The organism is Vibrio sp. Y51_MX_L26, from assembly GCF_024181935.1.
GTDB lineage: Bacteria > Pseudomonadota > Gammaproteobacteria > Enterobacterales > Vibrionaceae > Vibrio > Vibrio diabolicus.
In genome coordinates, this window is record NZ_JAMZAS010000004.1 from 51,180 (window position 1) to 68,746 (window position 17,567).

General features: G+C 44.0%; 17 protein-coding genes. 7 read left to right on the forward strand and 10 right to left on the reverse strand.

Annotated elements, in window-relative coordinates; all coding sequences use genetic code 11:
• Positions 1 to 82 precede the first annotated feature (82 nt).
• From NL645_RS11355 to sdhC, 4 genes are read right to left on the reverse strand one after another with little or no spacing between them, the layout of a single operon-like run.
• Positions 83 to 793 carry a succinate dehydrogenase iron-sulfur subunit gene (locus NL645_RS11355; protein ID WP_005382174.1) on the reverse strand — a complete coding sequence of 237 codons (711 nt, stop codon included), beginning with the start codon at positions 791 to 793 and terminating at the stop codon, positions 83 to 85.
• A 15-nt stretch (positions 794 to 808) separates the two neighbouring features.
• On the reverse strand, positions 809 to 2,575 hold the full coding sequence (sdhA, locus tag NL645_RS11360; protein WP_005393016.1) for a succinate dehydrogenase flavoprotein subunit: 1,767 nt from the start codon (positions 2,573 to 2,575) through the stop codon (positions 809 to 811).
• A complete protein-coding gene (gene sdhD, locus NL645_RS11365) occupies positions 2,576 to 2,920 on the reverse strand; it encodes a succinate dehydrogenase, hydrophobic membrane anchor protein (protein ID WP_005382169.1) in 345 nt (114 codons plus the stop codon). It abuts the gene before it with no gap.
• Positions 2,914 to 3,306: a succinate dehydrogenase cytochrome b556 subunit gene (sdhC, locus tag NL645_RS11370; RefSeq protein WP_017634811.1), complete on the reverse strand. Its 393-nt coding sequence runs from the start codon at positions 3,304 to 3,306 to the stop codon at positions 2,914 to 2,916. Before sdhC ends, sdhD begins: the two co-directional genes overlap by 7 nt.
• 396 nt (positions 3,307 to 3,702) lie before the next feature.
• On the opposite strand from sdhC, the gene NL645_RS11375 reads away from it, so the two are divergent.
• Entirely contained in the window at positions 3,703 to 4,992 is a 1,290-nt protein-coding gene (locus NL645_RS11375) for a citrate synthase (RefSeq protein ID WP_005382163.1), read from the forward strand.
• A gap of 92 nt (positions 4,993 to 5,084) precedes the next feature.
• Here the strand turns inward: NL645_RS11375 and NL645_RS11380 are convergent, their stop codons facing one another.
• On the reverse strand, positions 5,085 to 5,843 hold the full coding sequence (locus tag NL645_RS11380) for a Nif3-like dinuclear metal center hexameric protein (protein ID WP_005393019.1): 759 nt from the start codon (positions 5,841 to 5,843) through the stop codon (positions 5,085 to 5,087).
• Between the two features lie 232 nt (positions 5,844 to 6,075).
• Here NL645_RS11380 and NL645_RS11385 point away from each other — a divergent pair, with 232 nt between their 5' ends.
• Positions 6,076 to 6,849: a DUF1853 family protein gene (locus tag NL645_RS11385; RefSeq protein ID WP_134647998.1), complete on the forward strand. Its 774-nt coding sequence runs from the start codon at positions 6,076 to 6,078 to the stop codon at positions 6,847 to 6,849.
• A gap of 62 nt (positions 6,850 to 6,911) precedes the next feature.
• Here NL645_RS11385 and pgm read toward each other — a convergent pair whose 3' ends face one another.
• Positions 6,912 to 8,558, reverse strand: coding sequence for a phosphoglucomutase (alpha-D-glucose-1,6-bisphosphate-dependent) (pgm, locus tag NL645_RS11390; RefSeq protein ID WP_134647996.1), 1,647 nt, complete (start codon positions 8,556 to 8,558; stop codon positions 6,912 to 6,914).
• A gap of 92 nt (positions 8,559 to 8,650) precedes the next feature.
• On the reverse strand, positions 8,651 to 9,193 hold the full coding sequence (gene seqA / locus NL645_RS11395) for a replication initiation negative regulator SeqA (RefSeq protein WP_005393026.1): 543 nt from the start codon (positions 9,191 to 9,193) through the stop codon (positions 8,651 to 8,653).
• Between the two features lie 92 nt (positions 9,194 to 9,285).
• Here seqA and NL645_RS11400 point away from each other — a divergent pair, with 92 nt between their 5' ends.
• From NL645_RS11400 to fldA, 3 genes are all read left to right on the forward strand, one after another.
• On the forward strand, positions 9,286 to 10,053 hold the full coding sequence (locus NL645_RS11400; protein WP_134647994.1) for an alpha/beta fold hydrolase: 768 nt from the start codon (positions 9,286 to 9,288) through the stop codon (positions 10,051 to 10,053).
• A gap of 112 nt (positions 10,054 to 10,165) precedes the next feature.
• Positions 10,166 to 10,387, forward strand: coding sequence for a DUF2788 domain-containing protein (locus NL645_RS11405; protein ID WP_005393038.1), 222 nt, complete (start codon positions 10,166 to 10,168; stop codon positions 10,385 to 10,387).
• 48 nt (positions 10,388 to 10,435) lie between these two features.
• Positions 10,436 to 10,969, forward strand: a complete 534-nt coding sequence (gene fldA / locus NL645_RS11410) for a flavodoxin FldA (RefSeq protein WP_005393040.1) — start codon at positions 10,436 to 10,438, stop codon at positions 10,967 to 10,969.
• 50 nt (positions 10,970 to 11,019) lie between these two features.
• On the opposite strand, the gene NL645_RS11415 is transcribed toward fldA, so the two are convergent.
• On the reverse strand, positions 11,020 to 11,523 hold the full coding sequence (locus NL645_RS11415) for a DUF4442 domain-containing protein (protein WP_005393042.1): 504 nt from the start codon (positions 11,521 to 11,523) through the stop codon (positions 11,020 to 11,022).
• A 200-nt stretch (positions 11,524 to 11,723) separates the two neighbouring features.
• Between NL645_RS11415 and fcrX the strand changes: the two genes are divergently transcribed.
• A complete protein-coding gene (gene fcrX, locus NL645_RS11420) occupies positions 11,724 to 12,173 on the forward strand; it encodes a ferric iron uptake transcriptional regulator FcrX (protein WP_005382141.1) in 450 nt (149 codons plus the stop codon).
• A gap of 289 nt (positions 12,174 to 12,462) precedes the next feature.
• Here fcrX and glnS read toward each other — a convergent pair whose 3' ends face one another.
• Positions 12,463 to 14,133 (reverse strand): glutamine--tRNA ligase, encoded by a 1,671-nt coding sequence (glnS, locus tag NL645_RS11425; protein WP_005393044.1) that lies wholly within the window; start codon positions 14,131 to 14,133, stop codon positions 12,463 to 12,465.
• Positions 14,134 to 14,368: 235 nt separating this feature from the next.
• A complete protein-coding gene (gene nagE, locus NL645_RS11430; protein ID WP_006742711.1) occupies positions 14,369 to 15,940 on the reverse strand; it encodes an N-acetylglucosamine-specific PTS transporter subunit IIBC in 1,572 nt (523 codons plus the stop codon).
• 489 nt (positions 15,941 to 16,429) lie between these two features.
• On the opposite strand from nagE, the gene nagA reads away from it, so the two are divergent.
• Positions 16,430 to 17,566 (forward strand): N-acetylglucosamine-6-phosphate deacetylase, encoded by a 1,137-nt coding sequence (nagA, locus tag NL645_RS11435; RefSeq protein WP_104969169.1) that lies wholly within the window; start codon positions 16,430 to 16,432, stop codon positions 17,564 to 17,566.
• Position 17,567 lies beyond the last annotated feature (1 nt).

The following is a 17,567-nucleotide window of genomic DNA, read 5'->3' on the forward strand; positions in this document are numbered from 1 at the left end:
CTTTACTCGAAATCTTCTTGAAGCAGTGAAGCGGTCATATCGGGTGATCCGCAACACTGCGACATTCCTAAGAGCGAGTAAATTAAACCGAGCGATTAACCAGCATCGACTTAATATGGCCGATGGCTTTCGTCGGATTTAATCCCTTAGGACAAACACTTACACAATTCATGATGCCATGGCAACGAAAAACGCTAAATGCATCATCAAGATCAGACAAACGTTCATCTGTTGCCGTATCGCGGCTATCAATTAGCCAACGGTACGCCGCAAGAAGACCAGCTGGACCGATGAATTTGTCAGGGTTCCACCAGAATGATGGGCAAGACGTTGTACAACATGCACACATGATACATTCGTACAATCCATCTAAATGCGCACGATCATCAGGCGATTGTAGGTTCTCGCGTGATGGTGGTAATGCACCATCATCAATCAAGAATGGTTTAACTTTCGCATAGTTATCATAGAACTGCGTCATGTCAACGATAAGATCGCGCACGACAGGTAACCCTGGCAGTGGACGAATAACTATCTTATCACCTTGTAGAGCAGATAACGGTGTGATACACGCTAGACCATTTTTACCATTCATGTTCAAACCATCAGAACCACATACCCCTTCACGGCATGAGCGACGGAACGCGATGCTTGGATCTTGCTCTTTTAGCAGAATCAATGCATCAAGCACCATCATGTCTGAGCCTTCGTCTACCTCAAGGGTATACTCTTTCATGTAAGGCTTGGTATCTACATCCGGATTGTAACGGTATAAAGAGAAGTTCAATTTCATAGTCGTATCCTCCCTTTAGTATGTACGTACTTTCGGCGGGAAAGCTTCACGATGCGTTGGCGTCATGTTCACATCACGCTTAGTCATCGCTTCTGTTTCCGGGTTGTAGATAGAGTGGCATAGCCAGTTCTCATCATCACGCTCAGGGAAATCGAAACGTGCATGTGCGCCACGGCTTTCAGTACGGTAGTTCGCCGCTACGGCTGTAGAGAATGCTGTTTCCATCAAGTTGTCTAACTCTAGACACTCAATACGTTGCGTGTTGAATTCAGAAGACTTGTCCGCTAGATGCGCATCTTTCAGACGTTCGCGAATTACTTTCAACTCTTCTAGACCCGTTGCCATTGCATCGCCTTCACGGAATACCGAGAAGCTGTTTTGCATGCAAGCTTGTAGGTCTTTACGGATTTGAACTGGATCTTCACCGCCAGTACTATTTTCCCAACGCATGGTACGCGCTAGAGATGCTTCAATATCAGATTCAGTTGCAGGGCGTGCCTCAGCTTGCGCTGCGAGCGTTTCACCAAGGTGCAAGCCAGTCGCGCGACCAAATACAACTAAGTCTAGTAATGAGTTACCGCCTAGACGGTTTGCTCCGTGTACTGATACAGAAGCAATCTCACCACATGCATATAGACCTTGTACTTCCATCTCGCTGCCGTCAGCCTTTTGCTTGATTGCTTGGCCAGACACTTGAGTCGGTACACCACCCATCATGTAGTGACAGGTTGGAATCACTGGAATTGGCTCTTTCACTGGATCAACGTGCGCGAAAGTACGAGACAGCTCACAAATACCAGGCAGACGTGACTCAAGCACTTCTTTACCAAGGTGATCCAACTTCAGCTTAATGTGTGGACCCCAAGGGCCATCACAACCGCGGCCTTCGCGGATTTCGATCATCATTGAACGTGCAACTACGTCACGACCAGCAAGGTCTTTCGCGTTTGGAGCATAACGTTCCATGAAGCGTTCACCATCTTTATTTAGAAGGTAACCACCTTCACCACGACAACCTTCTGTTACAAGAACACCTGCACCAGCGATACCCGTTGGGTGGAACTGCCACATTTCCATGTCTTGCATAGGTACACCCGCACGCAATGCCATACCTACACCGTCACCAGTGTTGATGTGTGCGTTAGTGGTCGACGCGTAAATACGACCTGCACCACCTGTTGCTAGAATCGTTGCTTTTGATTTGAAGTAACAGATTTCGCCTGTTTCCATACAAATCGCAGTACAGCCCATTACGGCGCCGTCTTGGTTTTTCACCAAGTCTAGTGCATACCATTCCGAGAAAATGGTGGTTTTGTGTTTCACATTTTGTTGGTAAAGCGTATGAAGAAGCGCGTGACCTGTACGGTCCGCAGCTGCTGCTGTACGCGCAGCTTGCTCACCACCAAATTCTTTTGACTGACCACCGAATGGACGTTGGTAGATAGTACCGTTATCAAAACGAGAGAATGGAAGACCCATTTTTTCTAGTTCGATAACGGACTCAGGGCCATTCTTACACATGTATTCAATCGCGTTCTGGTCACCGATGTAATCGGAACCTTTAACAGTATCGTACATGTGCCATTGCCAATCGTCTTTGTGCGAGTTACCCAGAGCAACGGTAATACCGCCCTGTGCAGACACAGTATGAGAACGTGTTGGAAATACTTTTGACAACAAAGCACATGATAGGCCTTGTTCTGAAATTTGTAGTGCAGCGCGCATACCTGCACCACCAGCGCCGATTACTACGGCGTCAAACTCACGAACTGGAATAGACACTTACGCACCCCACAGAATAAATAGACCAGAGAAGACATAGCCGAATAGCACGGCAATAACACCAAGTTGCAGTGCGCCACGCAGTTTCGCGCACTTAATGTAATCCGTTAATACCTGCCACAAACCGACCCATGCGTGGATCAGGATCGAGACAAGTGCCAACATGGTGAATACTTTAGTGAAGGTACCACCAAAGAATTGGGTCCAAGATGCGTAAGAGATATCTGAAAATGCACAGAAGCTAATCAGATAAATCGTGTATAGCGTCATAATGATTGCAGTTGCACGAATTAGTAGGAAATCGTGTACACCATTACGACCAAATGAAGATACGTGTTTTACCATACCAAGATCCCCGCCAATAATGATAATACTGCTGTTGCACCAAACGCGACTTTAGCGCTCATCGTGCCAGAATCTAGCTCTTCAAAGTGACCTAGATCCATCAACAAGTGACGGATACCACCTGCAATGTGGTAGGCAAGTGCAGTAAGAATTCCCCACAGGATGAATTTTACGAAGAAGCTATCGACGATGTCAGCGGCTTCCATAAAACCCATTGGGGATGACAGAGAAATGGACAGTAACCACAGTAGTATACCCACCGCAACAAACGTAATTACCCCAGACACACGGTGTAGGATGGATGCGATTGCTGTGATAGGAAAGTGGATGGTCTGTAAATCTAAATTAACAGGTCTTGACTTTCTTTCTTTCACGGGCTTGCTCACTCAGCTCCATTGAGCATTTATTGTTATAACCAATTTCAGCTTCCAAACGTACAAAAGTTAACATCTATTTAACAAATATCACGGGTAACCACCCAGATAATTGTAAACAACTTGTTAACAATCGGAGTCCAGCAACAAACCTCACTCTTTGTTTCTAGCCCCGAATTTATAAGGATTTAACTAAAATTTTCTTAGCCAATATACGGCGAGCAACATTCTAATACAATTGGTGTAACAAATTATGCTACATAGAACAGATTTTTAACGATTTTCATGAGAAAAATCATAACAAGTGCACACAAAGATGGAGAAAAATTGACTTTAAGCTTTAACAACAGTACAAAAATGGCACATAAACATCCTGGACGGATTAAATAATAAACAAAGGAGATTGTTATGGCGGATAAGAAAGCGACCCTTCATGTTGAAGGTCAAGCGCCAATCGAACTGCCAATTATGGACGGTACGCTAGGTACACCTGTAATTGACGTTCGTAAGCTGGGAGCCAATGGTTACTTTACTTTTGACCCAGGTTTTCTTGCCACTGCATCTTGTGAATCATCAATCACGTACATCGATGGCGGCAAAGGTATTCTTTTGCACCGCGGTTTCCCGATTGATCAATTAGCCAATAACGCAGATTACTTAGAAGTATGTTACATCCTTCTTTATGGTGAAGCCCCTACCCGAGAACAATACGAGCAATTCAAGACGACCGTAACGCGTCATACTATGGTCCACGAACAAATCGCAAGCTTTTTCCATGGCTTCCGACGTGATGCTCACCCAATGGCAGTAATGTGTGGTGTAGTCGGTGCACTTGCAGCCTTCTACCACGACTCTCTTGACATCAACAACGACGAGCACCGCGAGATCGCGGCGTACCGTCTGCTATCGAAGATGCCGACACTGGCTGCAATGTGTTACAAATACTCTATCGGTCAGCCATTTATCTACCCACGCAACGATTTGAGCTACGCAGAAAACTTCCTACACATGATGTTCGCAAACCCTTGCGAAGAGTATGAAGTAAACCCTGTCGTTGCTCGTGCAATGGATAAAATCTTCACTCTACACGCGGATCACGAACAGAATGCGTCGACGTCAACTGTACGTCTAGCTGGCTCTTCTGGTGCTAACCCATTTGCATGTATTGCCGCTGGTATTGCATCACTTTGGGGACCTGCTCACGGTGGTGCAAACGAAGCGTGCTTGAGAATGCTAGAAGAGATTGGCAGCGTCGATAACATCCCTGAGTATGTAGACCGCGCGAAAGACAAAGATGACCCATTCCGCTTAATGGGCTTTGGTCACCGCGTTTATAAAAACTACGATCCACGTGCGACAGTAATGCGCGAAACGTGTCATGAAGTTCTCAAAGAGCTAAACATTCAAGACCCTCTACTAGATGTAGCAATGGAACTTGAGCGCATTGCGCTTTCTGATGAGTACTTCGTTTCTAAGAAGCTGTACCCGAACGTAGACTTCTACTCAGGTATCATTCTTAAAGCGATTGGTATTCCAGTTTCTATGTTTACGGTTATCTTCGCGATTTCTCGTACCATCGGCTGGATTGCTCACTGGAACGAAATGCACAGCGATCCACTGAACCGCATCGGTCGTCCTCGTCAGCTATACACTGGTGAGACACAGCGTGAGTTTTCTCCACTTCACGAACGTGAATGATCTTTTTAGTTAGAAGATAAACAAACAAAAGGGTTGAGATTTTGTCTCAACCCTTTTTTCTTTTCAGCGTTTCACGTTATGAATAGCGAACACTAAACCGGATTATCAATATCGATAAACTCCACATGTAGGCCATACTCATCCGCTAGCCATTTGCCTAAAGCCTGAACACCATAACGCTCAGTAGCATGATGACCTGCAGCAAAGTAATGAATGTCCATTTCACGAGCGGTATAAGTGGTACGCTCTGAAATTTCTCCAGAGATAAATGCATCCAGCCCGTGTTGTACAGCAAGTTCAATAAAATCCTGCCCTCCACCAGTGCACCAACCGACCGTCTCAATCATCTTATCGGTATTCTCTGGCGCAATATGCAGTGGTTCTCTATCAAGAACTTGATTGATCTTGCTCGCAAACTCAGCACCAGACATCGGTTTTTTCAAGCGTCCAAACATGGCTACTGATTGAGGATGTCCTTCAAGTCCACCTTCTACTTCGATTTCAAGTAAGCGAGCTAATTCGGCGTTGTTGCCTAGCTCTGGGTGAATATCCAGAGGAAGGTGATAACCATATAAGTTGATATCGTTTTTGATCAGACTACGAATTCGTTTACCTTTCATACCACGAATTGGCTCAGGTTCACCTTTCCAAAAATAACCGTGATGAACGAGTAATGCGTCTGCATTAAGCTCAATCGCTTTATCGATTAAGGCTTGGGAGGCAGTTACGCCAGTGATAATACGCTTTACGGCTGGCGTCCCTTCTACCTGTAACCCGTTTGGTGCGTAATCTTTAATTAACTGCGGTGACAGTTTGTCATTAAGAATCTGTTCTAGCTTTAAGTTATTCATTATTACTTCCAATTTCTAGCGCATGTAAACCTAAATAACCTCTCGATGAAATCAGACCGAGAGTGTGCAACCTAGTTGATACAACAACGTTTTGACATCTGGCACCTTGATATCATTTAGGTACTTAAAGTGTATCTCGAACCTTAATATCGATGCTAGCCACCCTACCCTCAAAAGCAAATTTAGTTACAATAACAAAGCTTGTCGCCTCACCATACATATAGGGATACGGATGAACCAACTGCAAAGCTTTTACCAATGGATCGCCACTTCACCTCCTCTTTTCAAGTTACGCCCTCCGTTTACAACCTTAGAGGATCTTTCGGTAACGCCTTTAAATAACGCTGAGCAATACAATGGTAATCCAAGATTGGGCTTTTTATATCAGCACTTATGCACTGCAGTTCTCTCTAGTTCAGAACGATATCAGGTTATCGCGGAAGAGGTTCAGTTAAACGACATCGAAGGTAAGACCATTGGTGCTATCGACTTGGTGTTGCGGAATACAGAATCAAATCAAATAGAACACTGGGAAGTGGCGATTAAGTTTTATCTTCTTTATAACGGCGTTTGGTATGGTCCGAATGCTCACGACCAGCTGCATACAAAACTGAATAGAATGCTTACTCATCAGTTGAAAATGAGCGATCGCCCGGAATTTCAAAAAATAATTCCGTTAAACGACTCTCCACAAGAACGTCTATTGATGCAAGGACGACTCTATATTAATCCGTTTACTCCAGAGCCAACTCCTAGCGAGTGCTTGGGTTATGAACTAAATCCAAGTCAGATTAGTGGTTACTGGTGCTACCAGAGCCAATGGGAGTTAATCGGTAAGCCACTTTATCATTTACACAAACCATGCTGGGCGATTGGTACGGACGATTTATCTCAACCCATTGAAAAGCCTTCAGACCGATTTGTACATGCACAAACGGAGGACGGTCAATTCTGGTTTGTGGTACCGGATTCCTGGCCCGGAAACAACTCAGTTCAGGAATCTTAAAACGCAAAAGGGTTGATGCTTGCACATCAACCCTTTGTTTTCTAAATCGACTATTGAATGGTTTACAGGCCGGCAGCTGCAAACACTTGATTAACGATCTCTTGTGCTTCTGCTTCGATTTGTTTTAGGTGCTCTTCACCTTTGAAGCTTTCACAGTAAATCTTGTAGATGTCCTCTGTGCCTGATGGACGAGCAGCAAACCAGCCGTTGGCAGTCGTTACTTTTAGACCACCGATTGCAGCACCATTACCAGGCGCATGCGTGAGACGAGCCGTAATTGGATCACCCGCTAGTGTTTCAGCCGCGACCATTTCTGGTGACAACTTCTTCAGTACGTCTTTTTGAGGGCCATTCGCTACAGCTTGAATACGGTTGTATTTCGACTCACCGTGTTTCGCCGCTAGCTCTTCATAGTAGTCTTGTGGGTTCTTACCCGTTACCGCAGTGATCTCTGCCGCTAGAAGACATAACAAGATGCCGTCTTTGTCTGTTGACCATGGCGTACCATCTTTACGAAGAAAAGATGCCCCGGCACTTTCTTCACCACCAAAACCGAATTTACCAGTGTACAGACCATCAACAAACCATTTGAAGCCTACTGGTACTTCACATAGCTCACGACCTAGATCCGCCACAACACGGTCAATCAGTGCACTTGATACTAGTGTTTTACCAACCGCTACATCTTTACCCCATGCGTCACGATGGCGGTATAGGTAGTCGATACAAACGGCTAAGAAGTGATTCGGGTTCATCAAACCTTTTGGCGTAACGATACCGTGACGGTCGTAGTCAGGATCGTTACCAAATGCTAGATCGTACTCATCTTTCAATGCCAATAGACCCGCCATTGCGTATGGAGAAGAACAGTCCATACGAACCACACCGTCTTTATCGAGAGACATGAATTGGAAAGAAGGATCAATCGCTTCACTTACTAGCGTTAGGTCTAGGTTGTATGCCTGACCAATTTGACGCCAGTAATCGATGCCGCTGCCACCCAATGGATCTACACCAATCTTCAGGTTTGCTTTTTGGATTGCTTCCATATCGATAACGTTCACTAGGTCATCGATGTAGGGTTTAACCAAGTCCATCTCCACAAACAGATCCGATGCTTTTGCTTCTGCTAGTGGTAAGCGTTTAACACCTTGTAAACCTTCGGAAATCAGTGCGTTCGCACGATCTTCGATAGCTTGAGTCAACTCAGCTTCTGCTGGACCACCGTGAGTCGGATTGTATTTGATACCGCCGTCTTGTGGTGGGTTATGAGATGGTGTAATCACAATACCGTCTGCTTTTTCATCGTGCTTGATGTTGTAAGTCAGAATTGCGTGCGAGATACCTGGTGTTGGCGTGTAGCCGTTATCCTGCTGTACGATGACTTTTACGCCATTCGCAATCAAAACTTCAATCACGCTAGAAAATGCAGGTTCAGACAAAGCATGCGTGTCTTTACCGACAAACAAAGGACCTGTGGTCCCTTGCTGGGCACGAACTTCTGCAACCGCTTGAGCAATAGCCAAAATGTGGTTTTCGTTAAATGTATGCTTATCAGCGGTACCACGGTGACCTGATGTGCCGAATTGAACCTTGTGATCGGAGTTCTTAGCATCAGGTTGAAGCAAGAAGTAATTGGCAACGAGTGCCGGAATATTATGAAGATCTTCCTGCTGCGCTTTTTGCCCAGCACGAGGGTGCATAGCCATGTTTGACATCCTTTCTTTAAATACAAATAAAATTAAAAAAGCCTCATAATATCCGCTCACTGCGACACATTATGAGGCTTCTATCAGGTTTCTTAGATTGAACCTGTTACTTTTTCTATTAAGTCAGGTTGGTACCCCATGTGTGTCATCACTTGTTCAACCATCTGTCTTTTACGACTGGTATTGTTGTTCGTGATAACCCAAAACGGTGTGCCAGGAATGGCTTTTGGCTTGGTCGTGTTGCCATTTGCCAACAAGGTTTCTTCATTATCTGCAAAGTACACGCGTTTGCGCCCCTTTACATTCGTAGCCTGCGCGAAACCTTCTGGATTTAATTTATGTAAGGTCGATAGTACTAACATAAAGCGATCAATCGCTTTTTTTAGACCGGCAAACTCATCAGAAATAAGCAGCGAACGCATTTCTTTCACTACATCAACAGATTCCGTTTTACCCGCATCTTTACTTACTACAATCCCTTGTGGCTTCTCTACTACAGGCGCGGCTTCAGCTTCCTGCAACTGACCATCAAGGTTTAAAAGGCGTCGCAAAATATCCGAGGCGCTTTCACCGATATGCTTAGTTTGGCTAGCAATGTAACGGTATAGATCCTCATCAACCTCAATTGTTTTCATTCGCTTTTCACATTCTCAATGTTTAAACTCTGGGGGATTATAACGAGATCCTCTCGGATACTCCACGTTAAACCCATCACGAATAAGATAAAATGTCAGCATTACTCAACTATAAGCAGGAAGGCCAAGGCCAAACAGTTGTTTTGATTCACGGATTGTTTGGTAGTTTAAGTAATCTGGGTCTACTAGCCCGCGATCTTATTAAAGATCACACGGTGATCAGTATTGATCTGAGAAATCACGGCCTCTCTTTTCACTCAAACATTCATAATTACGCCGACATGGCAAAAGATGTGGCACAACTCCTACAACACTTAAATGTAGATCCATCTATTATTATTGGGCATTCAATGGGTGGAAAGGTCGCGATGACACTGGTGGACATTGCTCCAGAGCTCGTCAAACAGTTGGTTGTACTCGACATGGCACCTGTCGCCTACACAGCAAACCGTCACGACAATGTGTTTAACGGTTTACACGCAGTAATTAACGAAAAGCCAGCAAGCCGTCAACAAGCGATGGATATCCTAGCTCAACATGTTGAGATCGACGGTGTAAGACAATTTCTCTCTAAGTCACTATACAAAAATGGCGATAAAATGGACTGGCGGTTTAACGTACCGAGCCTTTATGAGAATTACGCACAAATTATCGGCTGGCAGGAAATTGCCCCAACAGACATACCCACTCTGTTTGTTAAAGGTGGTGATTCCGATTACTTAATGCCAGAGCACCAACCTGCGGTGCAAAAACAGTTCAAACAAGCAAAAGCACATATTATCGCTAATACTGGCCACTGGCTTCACGCCGAAAAACCGGCTGAAGTAATGAGAGTCATTCGGAAATACATTTCGAGTTAACAAATTCGAAAAGCAACAATAGATTATTGAAATAACCCTTCTTGTAGTGCATTAACTTTACCGTTTAACAGTGGTATAGTGCGCCCAAGATTTTTCGGCATGAAGGGCTAAAATGCTTTACGACTATATGGATATGCTCGAGTCTATTGGGCTCGATCTTCTTTTTGCTGCTATCTTCTTTTTCATCGGGATGGCAATAAAAGATGTGCTAAAGCAAGGCAATGTACCTGTTTTTGGTCGTCGTATTGTGTGGTTAGTCCTTTTCCTAGGCTGTGCTGGCTTTATTGCAAAAGGTGTAATTCAGCTAACTTGGGAAGGCTCTGGGTTAGGTTAAACCCTTAGTACCATCGCCAATAACAAACAATGTAAAGGTATAGACTCTATGGCAAGTGTAGGTATCTTCTTCGGTAGCGACACAGGTAATACTGAAGCCGTTGCAAAGATGATTCAAAAGCAACTAGGTAAGCATCTAGTTCACGTTCAAGACATCGCGAAAAGCAGCAAAGAAGACATTGATAACTTCGATCTTCTTCTTCTAGGTATCCCAACTTGGTACTACGGCGAAGCACAATGTGATTGGGATGATTTCTTCCCTGAACTTGAGCAAATCGACTTCTCTACTAAGCTAGTGGCTATCTTTGGCTGTGGCGACCAAGAGGACTACGCAGAGTACTTCTGTGACGCGATGGGCACAGTACGTGATATCGTTGAGTCTAAAGGTGGCACAATTCTTGGCCATACTTCAACAGAAGGCTACGAATTTGAAGCGTCTAAAGCACTTGTTGAAGGTGACGACAGCCAATTCGTAGGTCTATGTATCGATGAAGACCGTCAACCGGAACTGACTGACGAACGTGTTGAGAACTGGGTTAAACAGATTTACGAAGAAATGTGTTTAGCTGAGCTTGAAGGCTAAATAAATCGAATTATACAAAGACCTCCGATTGGAGGTCTTTTTGTATATTTTCACAAAGCATCGGTGAGCACTTCCTCTTCGCGATACTGAGGTTTCTTTCTTACATAAAGCTTGCGTTGAACCTCTGAAACCACATTCCCCTGCTTATCTTTTACATGGGTAATAAATTCAGGAAAACACTTTTCTCCATTCCGTGTCATTTGATAAATGTTTTCTAGCATTCCTTCAGTGACCTCAAATTCTGCAAATAAATCACTTTGCCCTGGCTTAATAAAGTTAATACTCGCCTCTTTATCCCACACGTAATACTCCTCGCGTAGAATCCCCATCAGCATCAACGAGTAAATGGGATCAGTTAAAGAGAAAATACTGCCACCATACTGAGTACGATTGGCGTTTTTATTCCACCAGCGAAGTTTCAAACGCACCTTGACGGTACGAAAGTCTTCAGAAATATGTAAGATTTTAATACCAGCGCCCCAAAAAGGTGGCCAAATATTGAGTGCGAATTTTACAATTCCTGGTTTGTATATCTTCGCAAGTCGCTTATTCATCGCAGTCCGTGCCCTCTCTAAGCTCAATGTTACATAATTGTAACTGGTCAGATCTGTAATATAATCGACCTATTTCTAATTTACAAAAAGATTCTATTAACCCTTTGAAGTTCGTGGTTTAATGTTCTGAGCGCTTATCCTATAATGGTAGGAAGATTGAATTCTGTTAAATCGCTGCAGATGATCCAACGGGAAAGTATATGTCAGATAATAATCAGGCGCTGAAGGATGCGGGTTTAAAAGTAACCCTTCCAAGGCTAAAAATTCTAGAAGTACTTCAGCAGCCAGACTGCCAGCACATCAGTGCTGAAGATTTGTACAAAAAGTTGATTGATCTAGGTGAAGAGATTGGCCTAGCAACTGTTTACCGAGTTCTAAACCAATTCGATGATGCTGGTATTGTAACTCGTCACCACTTTGAAGGTGGTAAGTCAGTCTTCGAATTATCGACTCAACATCACCACGACCATCTAGTGTGCCTAGACTGTGGTGAGGTAATTGAATTTTCTGACGATCTTATTGAAGAACGTCAAAAAGAGATTGCAGCTAAGTACAATGTCACGCTAACAAACCACAGCTTATACTTGTACGGCAAGTGCAGTGATGGTGGTTGTAAAGACAATCCAGATGCACACAAACCAAAAAAATAACGGTTTGTTGATTTAAAATAAACGTCAGCTCATGCTGGCGTTTTTTGTTTCTGAGGGCGATATCTTTCAATAGCTGAATTGCCGTACCAACTTTTGTAAAGCGTCGATTAGACTTACCAATTCAAACCTTAATAAACATCATTGTTTTGCTTCCAAACCGAACATTTATCAAACGCCCCTCACTCTTAATCAGCTCCCTACATTACCTATAACCGCCGAATTACGATAATGAGAATAAAAAAATGCCAGCATTTGCTGGCATTTTTATCGATTTTTGCATTAATCGAGATTATTGGTTCTCAATTTTTGCCCAAGTATCACGTAGGCCAACCGTGCGGTTGAATACTAGTTTATCTGCTGAAGAATCTTTCGAGTCTGCGCAGAAGTAACCCATACGCTCAAACTGGTAGCCTTTTTCTGCTTCTGCTGACGCTAAGCTAGGCTCTACAAAACCATTGATCACAACTAATGATTCAGGATTGATTGTAGAAGCAAAGTCTTCTGCTGCACCCGGGTTTGGAACCGTAAATAGACGATCGTACAGACGGATTTCCGCTGGTAATGCTTTATCAGCTGATACCCAATGAATCACACCTTTTACTTTACGGCCATCAGCCGGATTCTTACCTAGTGTGTCTGCATCGTAAGAACAGAAGATAGTCGTGATGTTGCCTTCAGCATCTTTTTCAACGCGCTCTGCTTTGATCACGTAAGCACCACGTAAGCGAACTTCTTTACCTAGCACTAAACGCTTGTACTTTTTGTTCGCCTCTTCACGGAAGTCTTCACGCTCAATCCACAACTCTCGAGTGAATGGTACTTCACGCACACCCATCTCTGGTTTGTTTGGGTGATTAGCAACCGTCAAGTTTTCTACTGCACCTTCTTCAAAGTTTTCGATAACAACTTTAACAGGATCCAGCACAGCCATTGCACGCGGAGCGTTCTCGTTTAAGTCATCACGAATACAAGATTCTAGTGAGCTAAACTCGATCATATTTTCTTGCTTCGTTACACCAATACGCTTACAGAATTCACGGATAGATGCTGGCGTGAAGCCACGACGACGCAGACCAGAGACTGTTGGCATACGTGGGTCATCCCAACCGTTAACCAGTTTTTCAGTGACGAGTTGATTAAGCTTACGCTTAGACATCACTGTGTACTCAAGGTTTAAGCGACTGAACTCGTATTGATGCGGACGGCTTTCGATCGTGATGTTGTCCAGAACCCAGTCGTACAGACGACGGTTATCCATAAACTCAAGCGTACAGATAGAGTGTGTAATGCCTTCTAATGCATCAGAGATACAGTGCGTGAAGTCGTACATTGGGTAAATGCACCACTTATCACCAGTTTGGTGGTGCGTAGCAAAACGCACACGGTATAAAACTGGATCGCGCATAACCATGAATGAAGAACCCATGTCAATCTTGGCACGAAGACACGCTTTACCTTCTTCAAATTCACCAGCGCGCATTTTTTCAAATAACGCTAAGTTCTCTTCAACAGAACGGTCACGGTATGGGCTTGGTTTACCTGGCGCCTTTAGCGTGCCACGGTATTCACGAATCTGCTCTGGACTTAGCTCATCTACGTACGCTAAGCCTTTGTTAATCAATTCAATTGCATATTCGTAAAGCTTATCGAAGTAGTTTGATGAATAACATACTTCACCACTCCACTCAAAGCCCAACCAGTTTACATCTTTCTTGATAGACTCAACGTATTCGATGTCTTCTTTTTCAGGGTTCGTATCGTCGAAACGTAGATTACATTGACCCTGGTAGTCCTGAGCAATACCGAAGTTCAAACAGATAGACTTAGCATGACCGATATGCAGGTAGCCATTTGGCTCCGGCGGGAATCGAGTATGCACGCTAGTGTGTTTACCATCCGCTAGATCTTTATCAATGATCTGGCGAATAAAGTTTGATGGACGAGCATCAGCTTCACTCATCTATAGCACCTCAAAAATATTAGTATTGTCAGAGAAAACGGAACTCTGCATCCAAGTATGGTTTTGCAGAGTACATTGTTTCTAATGATCCACAATTCTAAGCAATTAGACAACAAGAACTCGCGCTAAAACGACAATATTTATCGAGTTAGTGCGAAAGCACAGCAGATTCAAAGTGCCAAAACAAAAAAAGACCTCCCGAGGGAGGTCTTAGTCAGATATCAGTTCGATGTAATTAAGGCAATTTTACATTCGATAGGTCTTCATTAGCACCGATTGCTTTCATTTCGCCAGCAACGATTTCAGCTAGAGGGCCAAGGATAACTTGAAGGTTGTTTTCACCAAGTTTAACCACACCTTTCGCACCCAGTTTCTTCAGTACTTCCTCATCAGCGACTGAACGATCTTTTAGTGTCAAGCGTAGTCGAGTGATACATGCGTCGATTGAAGTTAGGTTGTCATGACCGCCAAGTGCTTTTAAGTATTGGCGAGCTAGGTCACCACTTTTCTTCTCACCAGCAGGCGCTGCTGCTTCGCTGTCGTCATCTTCACGGCCAGGCGATTTCAAGTTGAATGCGCGGATTGCGAAGCTGAATGTGAAGAAGTATAGAGCACCAAAGCCAAGACCAACTGCACCAAGTAGTAGCGGTTTAGTTGCTAGACCGTAGTTCAACAAGTAGTCAATTAGACCAGCTGAGAATGTGAAGCCGTGTAGCGTACCAAGCATGTTAGCAACAACAAGCGACAGACCAGTGAACACTGCGTGAATCGCGTATAGTGCAGGCGCTAGGAATACGAACATGAACTCTAGAGGCTCTGTGATACCAGTTAGGAATGAACAGAATGCAACAGAGAACAATGCACCACCAACTTGGCTACGTTTCTCAGCAGGAGCCGCTAGGTACATTGCAAGCGCCGCACCAGGTAGGCCGAACATCATTACTGGGAAGAAACCGTTCATGAACACACCAGCGCTCTTATCGCCGCCGAAGAAACGGTGTAGGTCACCAGATTTAACTGTTTCAGTTACTTCCTTCACTGTTGCAGTGATTTCAGGAGTGACAGAGTTAGCGAATTCAAATGTATGAGTTTGACCAGCCACAAGCGTTTTCGCTAGCGCAGGATCAACACACAGTTGTTGTAGAGCAGGAAGCGCTTGACCCGCAGCATTTGCACCAGTTACTAGCACTTCTTGACAAGACCCCATACCAAACCAGAAGAATGAGTTAAGTACGTGGTGTAGACCTACAGGAATAAGGGCACGGTTCAGTGTACCGTAGATAAACTGACCAATAGCGCCAGAAGTTGAGATGCCATGAGCAAGCGCATCTAGACCACCTTGAATTGTTGGCCATACAATGCCACCAACTGCACCAGCAACTAAAGCGAATAAACCTGCCATAATCGGCACTAAACGTTTACCAGAGAAGAAAGCAAGCCACTCAGGAAGACGTGTAGCATGGAAAGCGTTGTAAGAGTGGCCAGCAATAATACCTGCGATGATACCACCAAAGAACGACATGTTTACTGATGCATCAATTGTTGACGCTGTCGCTGTCAGTACAAAGTACGCAACTGCACCAGCAAGGCCAGCTGCACCTTGACCGTCTTTAGATAGACCGATCGCAATACCAAGGCCAAATAACAATGGAAGGTTAGAAAAGATTGAGTTACCTGCTTGTGCCATAAATGCGATGTCAAAAACATCCGGCTGGCCCAAGCGCAGTAACAAGCCTGCGATTGGCAAAGTCGCAATAGGAAGCATAAGAGCTTTACCTAACTTCTGCGCGTATCCGAGAATATTCACCTTAAGTTCCCCCTATAGGATTAGATGTTATGTTGAATGACTTATTTCAGTCGTCCAATTTAGTCATCCTCAGTTTATGACATTAATTTTGCTCCGCAAATTAAAAGCTCACCGTTTGTGATCATAATCACCACAATTTGCCCTTTCGGAAGGTTTTTGCTAGCGAGATCATAAAACTTATTTTATTATACGAAAAAATGGCGTTTTAAAGATAATATTCTCGCACTTTATGCAAGGCAGAATCAGTGTTATTTTGGTATCTAGGCGGGTAAATCACTGTAACTTTGCTCTGAAAAAGAATCATAAAAAACCATACAATTATTACTTTTCAGTTAGTTACTATGACAATAACATCGATAAAACGCGACTTGCTGTATGTGACTCGTTATCTAATTCAGTGATACAAACTAAGTACCCATATGACTAAAGCAGTCTCCACTTAGGTAACGATATAGAAATTGAATTCTCATCTATAAGGACTAGCTGACTATGTACGCGCTAAGTAACTGTAAAATTTATACCGGTAGTGATGTTCTTACCGATCATGCGGTCATCATCGAAAACGACCTTATTCAATCTATTGTGCCGGTTGCAGAGCTACCTCAGGGCATCGAAGTGAAAGACCTCGCAGGCGCAAACCTAAGTCCGGGCTTTATCGACCTGCAACTGAATGGCTGTGGCGGTGTAATGCTAAACGATGCAATCACACCGGAAACCATGCAAATCATGCACGAAGCAAACCTCAAGTCCGGCTGTACTAGCTTCTTACCAACGCTCATTACTTCATCAGACGAAGATATGCGAACTGCAATTTCTGCCGCTCGTGAATATCATAACCAATATCAAAACCAATCACTTGGTCTACACCTAGAAGGTCCTTATCTTAACGTCGCGAAAAAAGGTATCCACAACGTCGATTTTATTCGCCCGTCAGATGAAAGCATGGTTGATCTTATCTGCGCAAACGCAGATATCATCGCTAAAGTAACGCTTGCACCAGAGCAAAACGATCCAGAGCATATTGCACGATTAAAAGCAGCCGGCATCGTAGTTTCTATTGGTCATACAAATGCGACCTACGCCGAAGCGCGTAAAGGCTTTGAAGCAGGTATTACTTTTGCCACACACCTATTTAACGCGATGACACCTATGGTTGGTCGTGAACCTGGAGTTGTTGGTGCAATTTACGATACGCCTGACGTTTATGCTGGCATTATTGCTGATGGTTTCCACGTAGACTACGCAAACATCCGAATTGCTCATAAAATCAAAGGTGAAAAGCTTGTTTTGGTGACGGATGCCACAGCTCCAGCAGGTGCTAACATTGATCACTTTATTTTTGTCGGTAAGAAAGTATATTACCGAGATGGTAAGTGTGTTGATGAAAACGGCACACTAGGCGGCTCAGCTTTGACAATGATAGAAGCAGTTCAGAATTCAGTTGAGCACGCGGGGATCGCTTTAGACGAAGCTCTACGAATGGCCACGTTATACCCAGCAACTGCAATTGGTGTTGAGGATCGCCTTGGCCGAGTTCGAAAAGGGATGGTTGCAAACCTAACCATTTTCGATCGTGACTTCAAAGTAAAAGCGACGGTTGTTAACGGACAATACGAGCAAAATTAAG

Coding starts and splice junctions, on each gene's coding strand:
- NL645_RS11355 (WP_005382174.1), bottom strand. CDS start 793: ATGAAATTGAACTTCTCTTTATACCGTTACAATCCGGATGTAGATACC.
- sdhD (WP_005382169.1), bottom strand. CDS start 2,920: ATGGTAAAACACGTATCTTCATTTGGTCGTAATGGTGTACACGATTTC.
- fcrX (WP_005382141.1), top strand. CDS start 11,724: ATGTCAGATAATAATCAGGCGCTGAAGGATGCGGGTTTAAAAGTAACC.
- NL645_RS11385 (WP_134647998.1), top strand. CDS start 6,076: ATGAACCAACTGCAAAGCTTTTACCAATGGATCGCCACTTCACCTCCT.
- NL645_RS11380 (WP_005393019.1), bottom strand. CDS start 5,843: ATGAATAACTTAAAGCTAGAACAGATTCTTAATGACAAACTGTCACCG.
- NL645_RS11415 (WP_005393042.1), bottom strand. CDS start 11,523: ATGAATAAGCGACTTGCGAAGATATACAAACCAGGAATTGTAAAATTC.
- pgm (WP_134647996.1), bottom strand. CDS start 8,558: ATGGCTATGCACCCTCGTGCTGGGCAAAAAGCGCAGCAGGAAGATCTT.
- glnS (WP_005393044.1), bottom strand. CDS start 14,133: ATGAGTGAAGCTGATGCTCGTCCATCAAACTTTATTCGCCAGATCATT.
- NL645_RS11400 (WP_134647994.1), top strand. CDS start 9,286: ATGTCAGCATTACTCAACTATAAGCAGGAAGGCCAAGGCCAAACAGTT.
- NL645_RS11405 (WP_005393038.1), top strand. CDS start 10,166: ATGCTTTACGACTATATGGATATGCTCGAGTCTATTGGGCTCGATCTT.
- fldA (WP_005393040.1), top strand. CDS start 10,436: ATGGCAAGTGTAGGTATCTTCTTCGGTAGCGACACAGGTAATACTGAA.
- seqA (WP_005393026.1), bottom strand. CDS start 9,193: ATGAAAACAATTGAGGTTGATGAGGATCTATACCGTTACATTGCTAGC.
- NL645_RS11375 (WP_005382163.1), top strand. CDS start 3,703: ATGGCGGATAAGAAAGCGACCCTTCATGTTGAAGGTCAAGCGCCAATC.
- nagA (WP_104969169.1), top strand. CDS start 16,430: ATGTACGCGCTAAGTAACTGTAAAATTTATACCGGTAGTGATGTTCTT.